General features: G+C 62.6%; 12 protein-coding genes. 7 read left to right on the top strand and 5 right to left on the bottom strand.

What is annotated here, in order from left to right:
* Window positions 1-21: 21 nt before the first annotated feature.
* On the bottom strand, window positions 22-651 hold the full coding sequence (locus LYSCAS_RS11120) for a DUF998 domain-containing protein (protein WP_213434107.1): 630 nt from the start codon (window positions 649-651) through the stop codon (window positions 22-24).
* A gap of 252 nt (window positions 652-903) precedes the next feature.
* Between LYSCAS_RS11120 and LYSCAS_RS11115 the strand changes: the two genes are divergently transcribed.
* Both LYSCAS_RS11115 and LYSCAS_RS11110 read left to right on the top strand, forming a co-directional pair.
* Entirely contained in the window at window positions 904-3,954 is a 3,051-nt protein-coding gene (locus tag LYSCAS_RS11115) for a TonB-dependent receptor (protein ID WP_213434106.1), read from the top strand.
* Between the two features lie 439 nt (window positions 3,955-4,393).
* Window positions 4,394-4,843 carry a GNAT family N-acetyltransferase gene (locus LYSCAS_RS11110; protein WP_213434105.1) on the top strand — a complete coding sequence of 150 codons (450 nt, stop codon included), beginning with the start codon at window positions 4,394-4,396 and terminating at the stop codon, window positions 4,841-4,843.
* Here the strand turns inward: LYSCAS_RS11110 and LYSCAS_RS11105 are convergent.
* Entirely contained in the window at window positions 4,789-5,169 is a 381-nt protein-coding gene (locus LYSCAS_RS11105; RefSeq protein WP_213434104.1) for an antibiotic biosynthesis monooxygenase family protein, read from the bottom strand. The genes LYSCAS_RS11110 and LYSCAS_RS11105 overlap by 55 nt on opposite strands.
* Complete coding sequence (locus tag LYSCAS_RS11100; RefSeq protein ID WP_213434103.1) at window positions 5,169-6,092, bottom strand: alpha/beta hydrolase; 924 nt, start codon at window positions 6,090-6,092, stop codon at window positions 5,169-5,171. Before LYSCAS_RS11100 ends, LYSCAS_RS11105 begins: the two co-directional genes overlap by 1 nt.
* Window positions 6,093-6,164: 72 nt before the next feature.
* Here LYSCAS_RS11100 and LYSCAS_RS16175 point away from each other — a divergent pair, with 72 nt between their 5' ends.
* On the top strand, window positions 6,165-6,902 hold the full coding sequence (locus LYSCAS_RS16175; RefSeq protein ID WP_407075143.1) for an ArsR/SmtB family transcription factor: 738 nt from the start codon (window positions 6,165-6,167) through the stop codon (window positions 6,900-6,902).
* A gap of 201 nt (window positions 6,903-7,103) precedes the next feature.
* Here LYSCAS_RS16175 and LYSCAS_RS11090 read toward each other — a convergent pair whose 3' ends face one another.
* Both LYSCAS_RS11090 and LYSCAS_RS11085 read right to left on the bottom strand, forming a co-directional pair.
* Entirely contained in the window at window positions 7,104-7,490 is a 387-nt protein-coding gene (locus tag LYSCAS_RS11090; RefSeq protein ID WP_213434101.1) for a PH domain-containing protein, read from the bottom strand.
* 279 nt (window positions 7,491-7,769) lie between these two features.
* Window positions 7,770-9,086 carry a hypothetical protein gene (locus tag LYSCAS_RS11085; protein WP_213434100.1) on the bottom strand — a complete coding sequence of 439 codons (1,317 nt, stop codon included), beginning with the start codon at window positions 9,084-9,086 and terminating at the stop codon, window positions 7,770-7,772.
* Window positions 9,087-9,315: 229 nt separating this feature from the next.
* Here LYSCAS_RS11085 and LYSCAS_RS11080 point away from each other — a divergent pair, with 229 nt between their 5' ends.
* The 4 genes from LYSCAS_RS11080 to LYSCAS_RS11065 all read left to right on the top strand — a co-directional run bounded on the left by LYSCAS_RS11080 (window position 9,316) and on the right by LYSCAS_RS11065 (window position 13,247).
* Entirely contained in the window at window positions 9,316-9,762 is a 447-nt protein-coding gene (locus tag LYSCAS_RS11080; RefSeq protein WP_213434099.1) for an SRPBCC family protein, read from the top strand.
* A gap of 139 nt (window positions 9,763-9,901) precedes the next feature.
* Window positions 9,902-12,151: a DUF5916 domain-containing protein gene (locus LYSCAS_RS11075; protein WP_213434098.1), complete on the top strand. Its 2,250-nt coding sequence runs from the start codon at window positions 9,902-9,904 to the stop codon at window positions 12,149-12,151.
* A 12-nt stretch (window positions 12,152-12,163) separates the two neighbouring features.
* On the top strand, window positions 12,164-12,760 hold the full coding sequence (locus LYSCAS_RS11070) for an alpha/beta hydrolase (protein ID WP_213434097.1): 597 nt from the start codon (window positions 12,164-12,166) through the stop codon (window positions 12,758-12,760).
* Window positions 12,753-13,247 carry an alpha/beta fold hydrolase gene (locus LYSCAS_RS11065; RefSeq protein WP_213434096.1) on the top strand — a complete coding sequence of 165 codons (495 nt, stop codon included), beginning with the start codon at window positions 12,753-12,755 and terminating at the stop codon, window positions 13,245-13,247. The genes LYSCAS_RS11070 and LYSCAS_RS11065 overlap by 8 nt, the downstream gene beginning before the upstream one ends.
* Window positions 13,248-13,253: the final 6 nt, after the last annotated feature.

The raw sequence follows: 13,253 nt of genomic DNA, 5'->3' as shown, positions 1-13,253 counted from the left end.
GGTAGTTGGGGAACGGAGGTGCTAGGGAGCGGTACAGCGCAGCCACCTGCCCGCGATCGCGAGCCAGGCGACGATGAGGAGGATCAGGCACCGCTGCGACACGCCGCGGGGCCAATCCAGCCCGAACGCGTGGAGCCAGAGTCCGGCGAAACACACCAGGGCTAGCGCGAACGCGAGGGGATAGCGATGCAGCCAGTGCGGATCGCTTCGCATGCGCCAGGATTGCATCACCATCGCCAGCGTCACCGCCAGGAAGGCCATGGGCGCTGCGACGGCATGCACGCGACCGGGGAGCGTCCATGGATGGCCCGAGATGTGTGTTTCGGCCAGGGCCGTCACGGCCAGTGCGAGCGCGGCGATGCCGAACAGCCACGGGGCCAGCGAACTGCCTCTCCCCGCTTGCATCGCCGTGCGGAATCGCACGCCGATGATCGCGATCGACAGTGCCAACCCGAGGTATGCGGCCTTGAGCCAGGCACCGTGCGCGCCCACAAGGTAGAAGCTCAGTGGCGTAACCGACCAGTCGAGGTCGCTGCGCAGGCCGTGCAACGCAGCTGCGACCACAACGAAACAACCGATTCCCACCATGGCGACATCGACCGACGAAATGCACCTGCACAGCGCTTGTCGGCCGCGGAACGGAGTTCGCATCCATCGAATCCTGAACAATCCAGCGCCAAGCCTAGGGCGCTGCGTCGTCCCGCGCATCGCGAATGGACTTGCTCCACCGGCACCGATTGGCCTTGCCGCGCAATGCGCCAGCACGTCGCACTGAAATGGCATTGCCCTGCACGCACGAAATCGGACATCAAGCGTCCTGACGAAAAATTAATGATTGCCGACGAAGTGCACAGTACTTCCCCTTGTTGCCCAAGGGTCTTCCAATTCCATGCAGGAGTTGCTGTGACCAAGAACCAACCTTCCCTCCAGCGCAAGTGCGCGCTGGCCCTCTCGTTGTCGTTCGCGCTTGCGACGGTGGCCCAAGCCCAGACCAATACTGCGGGTGCCATTTCCGGCCACGCGGCCTCGGGCGACACGATTACGGTTTCAAACCCCGCGACTGGATTCACGCGCACGATCACAGTTGATAGCGACGGTGCGTTCCGCGTCTCGCAGCTGCCGATCGGCCGGTACACCGTGACTCGAAATGGCGACAATGCTCGTCAGGTCAACGTGAGCGTCGGCACTGCGTCCGCGGTAGATTTCGTGGCCCCCGGCAACAGCGCTGCGGCGCTGGACACGGTCACCGTCGTCGGTTCCGGCGCGGTCAACCCGATCGACGTCTCATCGGTCGAGTCCACCACCATCCTGACGTCCGAGCAGATCGCGAAGATCCCGGTCGCCCGTGACACCACCAGCGTCGCGCTGCTGGCGCCGGGTACCGTCCGCGGCGACGCGGCGTTCGGCAACCTGGCTTCGTTCGGCGGTTCGTCCGTCGCCGAAAACCAGTACTACGTCAACGGCTTCAACATCACCAACTCGTTCCGCAGCCTGAACTTCTCGAACGTGCCCTTTGAGGCGATTGCCGAGCAGCAGATCAAGACTGGTGGTTACGGCGCCGAATTCGGCCGTTCGCTCGGCGGCGTGGTCAACCAGATCACCAAGCGTGGTACGAACGATTTCCACGCAGGCGGCAATGTGTTCTGGTCGCCCAAGGCGCTCACCGAAGATACAAAGAACACCTACCTGTCGAATCCCCTGGCCTGCGGTCCTGCACCTTTCGTCGTCTGCACCATGGGCCAGCTTCGCCAGGACAACAGCAAGGACTCGACCTACAACGTCGTCGGGAGCGTCTGGGCCAGCGGCGCGCTGATCGAGGACAAGGTGTTCGCCTACGGATTGGTGAGCTACCGCCGGCAGGGGGCCGACGCCTGGGGCATCGTCCAGTCTCCCACCAACTCCACCCAGGTCGTCGAGACTCCCGCGTGGCTCTTGAAGATGGACTGGAACATCACCGAGCAACACCTGTTTGAGCTCACGGCCTTTTCCGACAAGCAAAAGACGGAGACGGATGTTTACAGCAATACAATCGGCATCCTGAATCGCCTGAACAAGCGCGGCACGTCGTACCAGACCCAAGGTGGCACCAACTACGTCCTCAAATATACGGGCTACCTTACCGATTCATTCACGCTATCGGCGCTCTACGGTCACGGCGAGTTCTCGCGCGGCCAGCACCTGCTGTACGCGGACGGCACGGACGTGCGCTATAGCGGCAGCCTCAATGCACCCGCCAACGGTTGCCCGGTCGTCCTCGACATCCGTCCGCTGTCGCGGCGGCAGGTCACCGGCGAGTACGCGAGCCAGTGCAATATCACCGCCGGTGCACTGCCGCGGGCCGACTCGAAGGACACGCGCGATCAGTTCCGCGTCGATGCCGAATGGCAGCTTGGCGACCACCTGGTTCGCTTCGGCTACGATCAGGACGATTACACCTCGATCGCAGGTACCTCGATCGAAGGCGGGCGCCAGTTCCGCTATTCCGTGAATCGCTCTGGGGTCGATCAGGTGCGTGAGCGCGTCATCAACCAGGGGACGAAGAACGAAGTCAAGCAGCACGCTCTGTATGTTCAGGACAGCTGGAACGTCACGGACAATTTCGTCGCTTACATCGGTGGGCGATGGGATACCTTTGACAACCGCGATGGTTTCGGCAAGACCTTCGTCAAGATCGACAACCAGTTCGGACCGCGCCTGGGCTTCTCGTGGGACGTAGACGGAGACTCGACCTTCAAGGTCTTCGGCAATGCTGGCCGCTACGCGCTCCCGCTGACCTCCGACGTCGCCACGCGTGCTGCAAGCGCGTCCCTATTCCAACAGCGTCTCACTACTGCCTTCACCGGAGTAGATCCGTTCACCGGCGCGCCGCTCGGCCGTCCGAACACACCCTTTTCCTATATCAACGGTGAATTCGGTTCAGCGAAGAACAACCGGACGGTGGCTGCGCAGGATCTGAAGCCGATGTATCAGGATGAATACATCCTCGGCTTGCAAAAGACGCTGAGTGAACATTTTACATTGGGTGTTCGCGGCATCTACCGCGACCTCAAAGCCGCGATCGATGACAACTGCGACTACACTGCCATTCTGGATTCCGCCGGGTTCACATTCAACCCGACCACTGGTGACTGGGTTGACGGGGCTGGTCGTGCATCCGCACAGCCGAACGCTGGCTTCCCATATTGCCGCTTGTTCAACCCCGGCGACGACGCCGTGTTCCTTACCGACCTATATGGCGATGGCAACTTGACGCCTGTCAACGTCGCGGGCGACAGATTGAGCCCGAAGGCGAAACGCACGTACTCGGCGGTGGAGTTCTTCTTCGACGGCAATTGGGACAAGTTCTTCCTCCAAGGTTCGTACACCTACGCCAAGTCGAAGGGCAACACCGAAGGCGGCGTGAAGTCGGACATCGGCCAGGCAAACACAGGCATCACGCAGGACTTCGACTATCGCGAACTCACTGTGGATACTTACGGCTACCTCCCGAATGACCGACGCCATACCTTGAAGGTGTTCGGCAACTTCGAAGTCAACGATGAGTGGTCCATCGGCGCGAACGTGCTTGTGCAGTCCGGTCGCCCGGTCAATTGCTTCGGCATCCTGACTCCGTGGCTTGTCCCCGGCGGAGTTCATCCGTATGGCTCTTCGTTCGCGCGCTGCGGCACTACACCGGCTGGCGGATTCGGACCAGTTGCGCGCCGCCCGCGTGGCACGTCCGGCCGATTGCCCTGGACGAACGACCTGGATATCAACGTTGCATACCGTCCGGCATGGATGCACGGACTGCAGTTCAAGGTCGACGTCTTCAATGTGCTGAACTCGCAGAAGGTGACCTCAGTGAACGAAATTGCCGAAGACAATCCTTCGGGCTTGCCCTTGGACACCTACCTGACACCGGCGTCCTTCCAAGCGCCGCGCTCGGTGCGCTTCATGGTCCAGTACGACTTCTGACCTGTACGGGACGGACGGCGACAGGTGTCGCCGTCCATCCCGGAATTGGTGCGCACGCGGACACGCTCAATTGGACGCAGCGCATACCGGAGGCAGGATGACAATGACACTCCCGTCCCCGCCTGGATGTGGAACCCCTTTACGGCCCGGATGAACTCCGGGCCTTTTTTTTGAAACCAAGATGCGTGATGGCCAGATGCAGAGATCCGCATCAAGTCGCCGACTCCTCATCTGCGCGGCGACAGCACTATCTGATGGCTGCACAAATTGGTGTGCGCGCGCGCGTCCTTTAATGGATGCGAATTCCATTGGCGCGGCATCGACAATCTCTCCTCCCATCCCTCCCCGGATGTGGAACCCCCCGGGGGGCCCGGTGTGTCTCCGGGCCCCTTTTTCTTTGGTACGCAAAGTGAAGCATGCCTCGGAAGTTGTCGAGCACATGCCCCGAGACGCCGCCGTGCACAGCACAACAATCTCGATTGCGCTCACTGACGCCGAGATCTACGCCGCTTTCGAGGTCATGAATCAGTTGCGCCCGAACCTGGCGCGCGCAGATTTCGAGTCTCTGGTGCGATCACTCATGGACAACGAGGGCTTCCGCCTGGCCACGCTGCTAGATGAAGGCGCCGTCCGATGCGTGGCCGGCTATCGAGTGATCACGATGTTGTACCGCGGGCGCATCCTCGTGGTCGACGACCTGGTCACCGATGCTGCCGCGCGTTCGCGCGGATGTGGCGCTCGCATGATTAGTTGGCTCAAGCAGGAAGCCCGCCGCCTGGGCTGCGAGGAACTGCAGTTGATCTCGCGTTTGACGCGGACCGATGCGCATCGCTTCTACGTGCGTGAAGGGTTCCGCGTGGAGTGCGTGCACTTCATCGCAGATGCATGAGTGGCCTCCGCTCGCGCACGGTCTGCCTTGGACCTGCTGCGCACGACCCGTACCACGCTCGTCCGCCACTGGCTGAAGAGCGTGTCGCTGCCTATCACTTGCGCCGCCGCGTGGTCGTGGTCTTCGCGCCAGCGATCGATCGCCGCTTCGTCCTCCCAGAACGAGAGTGAGAGGTAGCGTCGAGGATCGGCGATGCTCTGGAATCGTTCGACGCCCGCGAATCCGGGCACCTCTTCGACCTTTGGGCGCAGCGCGGCCGCGATGCGCACGTAGGCTTCACGGCTCGCATCGTCGGCGAACTCAACTTCGAAAATGACTGCAAGCATCAGCTTCCTCCGAGGAACAGGGTGGTCTCGTCCCAGAGCACGGTTCGCCGCGGCTGCAGGTGCAGCCAATGGTTACCACCTGAAATTTTGACGTCGCGCTTGGCGTGCGTGCCTAGGGCATCGAACAACGCCCTGGCGTCCTGGTCGGTCGTGACGTGGTCCCATTCGCCCCGCACGATCAATGTCGGCTGCAGCAGGTGGCCGCTGTCCACCAGGCGCTCGCCCGACCATGCGCGCGCGACGTCGGCGGCCGGCCCGCTGGGCACTTTTACCGCGCTCGGCGACCTGGTGGGCGCATCGTGATCCGTCGCCTGGTAGGCCGTACACCAGCGCTCAAGCTCGTCCGCTCCGACGGGCGTCGGTTCCGAAAGCGGAAGCCCCGTGCGGTGGCGCGGTCGCTGCATCTCCGAGGTGACGAGGTGCCATGCATGATCGACAGGCGCTTCACGCTTGCCGGCACGGGTCACGACCGGCCCGAACAGGACGAGGCGCTGCATCAGATCCGTGTGCTCGATCGCGACGCGTTGCGCGGGCAATGTGCCCCAAGAGTGCGCGACCACATGGATGGGCGCATCCGGTCGCAAGCGCCGGACGTACGCCAGCACATGCTGGAGTTGCGACGCGGCCGCGACGGAATCGCCAAACGGCGGGGAAACATCGGCTGGCCGCGCGAACGCCGCGGGACGCGACGAAGCACCGTAACCGGCGAAGTCAAACGCCCAGGCATCGAATCCCGCGGCGTGCAACTGGTCCAGCCAGGAGCGGCCATGCATGCGCCAGCCCACCGCAAGGGCCGATGGAAACGTTGCACCATGCACGTACACAACAGCAGGGCCGCGGCCGCGCCGCCTGAACAAGGCAAGATCCAGTCGCTCGCCGCCACTGGACCATGACGCGACGTGCGATTCCTCCGCAGCCTGCATGGTGCCCTTGCTTTGCGCACCGGTAGCCCACGCAGCAGCGCCCATACCCGCCCACTTCAGCAACTCTCGTCGATGCATTGCGATAGCCTCGCTTTTGTTCGGCTACGCTATCCTTCGCACCTTCACCGATGTTTCGGCACGTATCGAATCATGGTCACCAGCCCTCCGCTTGCCAGGATCGCATCACTGATCGGCGAACCCGCACGCGCGCTCATGCTTGCAGCGCTCATGGACGACAGGTGCCGTACTGCCGGCGAGCTGGCGCGTGTCGCAAACATCACTCCGCAGACCGCAAGTGCGCACCTTGCGAAACTGGTGGAGGGCGGCCTCGTTGCCGTCCAACGGCAAGGGCGACACCGCTACCACCAGCTTGCATCGGCGGACGTCGCGTGCGCGCTTGAGTCGCTGATGTCGATCGCACCAGCGCGAACACATCGACTGGGGCCGGCCGACACGGAGCTCCGCCATGCCAGGTCGTGCTACGACCACATGGCGGGCGAAGTGGCAGTGCGATTCGCCAACCGATGCATCGCATGCGGCTGGATCGACGCTGGGCAAGCCGATTGGACGCTGACCGACGTCGGCGAACGGGCGTTGGTGGGACTGGGCATCGACCCGCCTGATCGCGGGTCGCGCAGGCACGTCGTGCGACCCTGCATGGACTGGAGCGAACGTCGTCCGCATCTGGCGGGCCAAGTCGGGGCAAGCCTGCTCGCGTTGTGCTTGCGTCGCCGGTGGGTGTCATCTCGCGAGGACACAAGGGTCCTCACAGTCACGCCGGCGGGATATCGCGCGCTCGAGACGCGTTAGTCACAATAAGCTGCGCCTCGAGCCTGGTCGAAAAACTTGCTGGCAACGAACTCAGACGAGTAGCGCGGTCAACGCCAACGTGGCCTTCGGTCGCAACCACTCGCTTGCACAGGTTGGCCAAAGTCGCCTCCGCGACGGGTCGTTCCCGGGATAGCCTTCGCTTGTGCGGCGATGCACCGCGTGTCTATTACGTTTTGGCGTTCAAGGGCTTGGCGATTTACCTGGTCGAGCGGATTGACTTTCGATGTCGGCGATGAGTCGATCCGGGTCGTCGACCCCGATCACCAAATCAAAGTCGCCTCGCAACTGCAATCGCACAGCACTTCGAGCGCGGCCTGCGGCCACGAAAACGGTGCTCCCATCCTTCGCGACGAACCATCCCAAGGCGAAGCCGGGCAGTCGTATTCCGTTCTTCCTCCACCGCAACGCCAGTCGATCCGGAGCGCGCGAGAAGCCTTCGATCGATTCGAGCGCAATCGTGCATCGATAGAAACCTGCCCCTACGCGAATCTCCGTCCCGGCCAGCGAGACGAAGCAATTGCGCATGTGCCAATGATCAGCGCGAACAAAGCCGCAGACGCCGCGCATGCAATGCTTCGCGTCGAGCCATCCAGACGCCAAAGTGTCAGTCCAAGAACAAGGGCGAACACTGCGGTCAGTGCTGAGACCGAAGTCAGATTGATGGCGTCGATGCGATAACGTATTGCAGCAGAACTCATGTTGATGCCTCCTTCATTGAGTCGGACGTCGGCGTCTTGATGACCCGCATGCGCACGAAGTCATCCCGTTCTAGATTCCGTTCGACCAGCGCCACGGGGTCGTTGGCAAAACAACCGGGTTGCAATGTCCTTCGAGAACAAGCACCACCTAGGGTGCCTCAGCGACAGGTGAAACCTGGTAGTCGCCTTCGCGGGGGCCGGACGCCACTTTCCATCCCGGATTCAGGACCAGCTTCCAGCCGTTGCCACGCAGCGCCACGGCATCAATCCCAGCGGCCGAGACAAATGCAACCTTGGTGTCGCCGTTAACCAGGGCGCCTCCGTCTTCGACCTCCAAGGAACCCCACGCATCGGTAAGCCTCATGGTCGGGTACACGGTGCCATGCACGCCGAGCGGTTTCAGGGTTTGGGGATTGAATTGGTACTTGGTCCGAGCGAGCGGCAGCTTCAGGACCGGACCATCGACCAGTCGATCCTCGAGGGTTTTGATCTCCGCCAGTCGACCTTGCTCGCGTGTTTCCTCGGTCGCGCGCAACGAACCGTCGTCGTATTGCGCGGTCCGCGCAGCAATCGTGCGCCGCTCAAGGGACTTCAACTTCAGGGCCGTAGAGAGGATCTGGTCGAGGCTTTGACCCGACCCAAGCTGCCCTCTCCACCCCGGCTGCGCGCCATCAAGCAGCAAACCATATGCAGGACCCGTGGCATATGCGAACGAGCGCACGAACGACGCTGCGTCGACGAACTTGCTGAGATCGCGCAACGCGTATGCAACCCGTTCCTCAGGCGCCTCTAAACCCACCATCACCCCGGTGTACTCGGGAATGCCCTCGTTGATCTCCAGCGCGGCTTCCTCGACCCGCGCTTCGGGATAGATACGGTACCGCTCCGCTCGAAAGGCAACCGCGTCGGCAACCGTGGCTAGACGTTCTTCCGACGTCCGGGCTTTCAACGCTCCCGCCAGGGCGCGCCACTCGAGTTGGAGCAGATAGCGACCCTCGAGAGCGTCAAGGTGCTGGTTCGGCATCTCGGGTCGGGCCAACCCCAAGTCTGGCTGGACGCGGTGGAACAGTTCGTGCGCGACGAGAACCTTCAGGGTTGCGTCGTCCTCAGGAAGGAGCGGGCCGATGAGCTGAGTCCAGCGCGTCCCGGACCACTCCGTAGGCGTGTTCGCAATGATGACCGACGCCGGCAGCACCCCGACGAATTGGCGACCAGCCGGCTTGAGCACATGATCGATATCGAGTTCGCTGGCAACCACGGATCGGTCATCGGGGTCGACCACCAGAATCGGACCGCACAGGGAGTGCCCCCAGAGCGCGCCGGCATCTCGCATGCAAATCGCGTTCGCCTCATCGAACACCCTCCGCGCGCTTGCCTCGCTGGTAGCTGCCAGCGCAGGTGAAGCGACCGCCGCACAGACAATGATGAAAATTGCAACGCGGAAAGTAAGTGCGGCGAATTGCATGTGCGGGTCCTGTCCGATGACGATGCCGCAAGCGTGAATTGCTAGGACGCTCATCCTCAGGCCAATCAGCATGTGCTGCAGACGCCCATTGGACTCCACTTGTTTTGGTATGACCTCATTCGCGATGAAGTGGACCCACCGGGCAGCCTGTGCACAGCGTGAAATGGGAGAACGACCGATTTTTGGGTCGACCCCGCCGGAAGCACCGGCTCTGCCACGGATCCACCAGATGGCGCCAACCGCTTGCGCATCCATGCTCATTCGCAGGCCCGCGTTGGATGTCTTCGATGCTTTCGTAAATCCGGAGATCACCCGCAGGTTCTGGTTCTCTAGCGGCAGTGGCCCGCTCGAACCAGGAAAGGTGGTCAGCTGGCACTGGGACGTGTACGGCATTTCGGCAGACGTGCGCGTCCTCGTCGTGGAGCCGGGCGCACGCATAGTCATCGAATGGCCCACGCCAGTGGAGTGGGAGTTCACACCGCAGAGCGCGGACACGACCATGGTGAACATCACAGCATTCGGGTTCACGGGCACAGACGCCGAGCGCGCCTCGAGTGCGATCGACTCGATGGGTGGGTTCTGTTACGTGCTGGCCGGGTGCAAGGCATTCCTTGAGCACGGCATCGAACTCAACCTCATCGCCGATCACGCCGCCGACGCGATCATCTATGAATGACAGCCGCGTGTAGTCGGCAGTGGTTTCGCCCCGACGTACCCCCATTGGCATGAGTGCTCCGGGACGCCACACATAGATTTGTGCGGCACCACCTTTGCGCGTCTGGTGCCCGCGCGCACACGTCCCTTCAATTCCCCCTATGAAATTCCCTTGCGTTGTTTCATTCCTCGCGCTCGCTCTTTCCGCACCAACTGCCCAGGCGATAAGCGTTGATGGGCGAATCGATCCTGTCGAATGGCAAGGCGCCCAGCACGTCACGGACTTCCGCCTGACGCAACCGCTCACCCGCGCGCCCGTGCCGCAGCCAACCGAAGCATGGATCCTGGCGACGCCGGAGGGATTGGCCGTCGGCTTCCGCAACACGCAGCCCGCCAGCGTTCCTCGCACGCGCCAACATTTGCAGCGCGACCAGAATGCCCAAGCCGATCGGGTGAACCTATACGTGGATTTCGATGGGGATGGCAGGGCCGGTTACGACTTCAGGGTCTACCTGTCCAACAGCATCGGCGATCTGACGATCACGAACGAAAACCAGTTCAACGCCGATTGGGACGGCGACTGGCGCCACGCGACCAGCGAAGACGACGCGGGCTGGTCGGTTGAAATGCTGATTCCCTGGCACCTTGCGCCGATGCGCGATCGCGAAGGAGGGCGGCGCACACTGGGGATCCAGCTGGATCGCACGATCGGCGCCACCGGGGAACGGGCGTCGTGGCCAGCCGTGAGTTTCAGCGAACAGCGCTACCTGTCGGCGCTGAACAAGATCGAGGTCCCCTTGTACCGACAGACCCTGCTGGCAGTCACACCCTATGTTGCGGCCGTGAGCGACCTGATGGCCGGCAGATACGCGGCGGACGCGGGCGCCGACGTGTTCTGGAAGCCGAACGGGCGCTTCCAGCTCAGCGCATCGATCAACCCGGACTTCAGCCAAGTCGAAAGCGATGCGTTGGTCGTCAACTTTAGCGCCACGGAAACCTTCTTCAATGAGAAGCGCCCGTTTTTCACCGAGAATCAGAATTTCTTCGACGTCCCTTTCGGTGCGTACAACGGCCGCAGCCGACTGGTGTACACGCGCCGCGTGGGTGCAGGATCCGACGACGGGACAGGACAAGGGGATGTCACCGCCGCCGTGAAGCTCAATGGCAGCGGCGCCGGCTTTAACTTCGGCCTGTTCGCCGCGACCGAAGCCGATGCCGAGGGGCGTGACTTCCAGGCTGCCCGAGTGACACGGGATTGGGAACACCAAGGCGTCGGTGCGATGATCACGCGGGTCACCCGTCCCAACCTTGATCGCGAGGCGAGCGTCCTCGAATTCGATCATCGCTGGATGCCGAATGCGTCATGGTCGGTACGTACGGCAGCGGCGGGCTCGCTGGTTGCCAAGAGCGGAGAGAAGGTGCGCGACACCGGCGCGCAAGCGCGCATCGATTGGGACATGGGAGGAGGATGGCGCCAGCAGCTCTACCTGCTCCACCTAGGCGACGATTTCCAGATGAGCGATTTCGGCTACCTGGAACGCAATAATTTCAACCTTGCTCGATATGACCTTGCAAGGCGGTACACCAGTTTTCCGGAAGCCTCGCGCTATCGCTCATCGGACTGGCACGCCGTTGTGTCCACGAGATATACCGATCGCGGATTGCATATCGCGGACACCCTGACGCTCAATCGCACCGGCCAGCTCCGGAACGGCGGAAACGACGCGTTCGAAATTGGCGTGTGGGGCCCATGGCGAGATGATCTGACTACTAGGGGACATGGCTTAGTTGAAATGCGCTCGAGCCTCTGGGCTACATACGATCATTCGCGCCCGCGACAGGGTGACAGCCCTTGGTCGTTCGACGCGGGAGCGGGATTCCTGGCCCAGGGTGTCGGCGACTTCGCTGGCGGTGAGATGCGGGCGGAGTTCGTACCGACATACCATGCTAGCGATCGCCTACGGATCTTCACCGGCCTCGAAGTGGATCGCGATCCCGAATGGCTGCTGTGGCGCGGACGGGAGAACGTGCTCGGCGAATATCGCAAGCGCATGCTGTCCCTCAACGCAGGCACGGAATGGCTGATCGATGACAGGCAGGAGTTGCGCATTCGCCTTGAATCGATCGGTCTGGACGCAAAGGCCAAGCGAGCATGGAACACAGGAGCGGGTGGAAAGCCCCAACCGGCAAGCACCATGATCCAGAACTTCGGACTGCGCAGCCTGGGGTTCCAAGTGCGATACCGATACGAACTGGCGCCCTTGTCCTATCTCTACATCGCCTACGTGCGCGGCGGCGACTCCATAGACGATGGACTCGGACCCTTCACCGCGCACCGCGAGTTCAGGAAGTCAATGGAATTGCGGGATAGCGAACAGGTGCTGGTCAAGTTGTCTTATCGATTCGAGTGAGGTTACTTCCCGATGCTGGTCCGCCACGCGAAATTGTGCTCTGCCCTAGTGTCGTCGTTGGTCGCGGTAGTCACGGTACTCGCCGCGGACGACGCCATCAGCGCAGAATCTTTCTCGCCGGCGCTGCGCAGCGACTTCCGCGTCACCACGCGCGACGGCATCGGGATCCACGTCCGCGAAGTCCACATCGGCAACCCCTCGCGTCGCGAACCATTGATCCTTGTCCACGGTGCTCGCGTGCCCGGGATCGCGTCGTTCGATCTGAAGGTGCCGGGCGGGTCACTCGCTGAGGAGCTGGCGCGCCGCACTGGACGCGTGGTGTACGTCATGGACGCGCGCGGTTACGGCGGCTCCGACCGCCCGGCCGCGATGTCGCGTCCGCCCAAAGAAAGCCTACCCTTGTCGCGCGCGTACGAGGTGGTGCGCGACATCGACGCCGTGGTCGCAGCGGCGCGCGAGCGTCAGGGCACGGACACCGTTGCGCTGTTCGGCTGGGCGTCTGGCGGGATGTGGGCGGGGTACTACGCCTCGCTGCATCCCGAACAGGGTGGGGCACCTGACCATGTTCAATGCGATTTACGGTGGGACGACCGGACACGCAATGCTTGAGGGATTGGCCGACCCGGCGAACGCACGACGCTTCGACCCGAGCGTCGGCGGGTATGCGCGCTACACCGCCGCCCAACTGTTGCCAGTGTGGGACCGTTCCATTCCCGTCGACGACAAATCGCAGTGGCGAGACCCCGCGGTCGCAACTGCCTACACCGCTGCCGCGGTCGCCAGCGACCCCGATGCCGCTGGCAGCCCGCCCACGTTTCGCGCGCCGCAGGGCGCAATGGAAGACAGCTTCCTGCAGGCGATGGGGCGACGTTTGTTCGATGCCTCGTCGATCACTGCTCGTGTCCTGTTAGTCCGATCGGAAAAGGATTTCTGGAGTCGCCCGGAAGACGTGGCAGGCTTCATCGACGATGCCTCGCATGCGCGTAGCGTCCAAGTGATCGAACTGACTGATGCCACACACTTGGCGCACCTGGATCGTGCGCCCCATGGCCGAGATCGCCTCATCGAGGCAGTGGCGAAGTTCCTGGAAGACTGACGTCGG

Source organism: Noviluteimonas caseinilytica (assembly GCF_018406605.1).
In the GTDB taxonomy this organism is placed as follows: domain Bacteria; phylum Pseudomonadota; class Gammaproteobacteria; order Xanthomonadales; family Xanthomonadaceae; genus Noviluteimonas; species Noviluteimonas caseinilytica.
The sequence above is the reverse complement of the archived record's forward strand: the minus strand, read 5'-3'. Positions and strand labels throughout refer to the sequence as shown.

Coding starts and splice junctions, on each gene's coding strand:
- LYSCAS_RS11105 (WP_213434104.1), bottom strand. CDS start 5,169: ATGCTTGCAGTCATTTTCGAAGTTGAGTTCGCCGACGATGCGAGCCGT.
- LYSCAS_RS11110 (WP_213434105.1), top strand. CDS start 4,394: ATGCCCCGAGACGCCGCCGTGCACAGCACAACAATCTCGATTGCGCTC.
- LYSCAS_RS11100 (WP_213434103.1), bottom strand. CDS start 6,092: ATGCAGGCTGCGGAGGAATCGCACGTCGCGTCATGGTCCAGTGGCGGC.
- LYSCAS_RS11090 (WP_213434101.1), bottom strand. CDS start 7,490: ATGCGCGGCGTCTGCGGCTTTGTTCGCGCTGATCATTGGCACATGCGC.
- LYSCAS_RS11065 (WP_213434096.1), top strand. CDS start 12,753: ATGCTTGAGGGATTGGCCGACCCGGCGAACGCACGACGCTTCGACCCG.
- LYSCAS_RS11075 (WP_213434098.1), top strand. CDS start 9,902: ATGAAATTCCCTTGCGTTGTTTCATTCCTCGCGCTCGCTCTTTCCGCA.
- LYSCAS_RS11080 (WP_213434099.1), top strand. CDS start 9,316: ATGGCGCCAACCGCTTGCGCATCCATGCTCATTCGCAGGCCCGCGTTG.
- LYSCAS_RS11085 (WP_213434100.1), bottom strand. CDS start 9,086: ATGCAATTCGCCGCACTTACTTTCCGCGTTGCAATTTTCATCATTGTC.
- LYSCAS_RS11070 (WP_213434097.1), top strand. CDS start 12,164: ATGCTGGTCCGCCACGCGAAATTGTGCTCTGCCCTAGTGTCGTCGTTG.
- LYSCAS_RS11120 (WP_213434107.1), bottom strand. CDS start 651: ATGCGAACTCCGTTCCGCGGCCGACAAGCGCTGTGCAGGTGCATTTCG.
- LYSCAS_RS16175 (WP_407075143.1), top strand. CDS start 6,165: ATGCATTGCGATAGCCTCGCTTTTGTTCGGCTACGCTATCCTTCGCAC.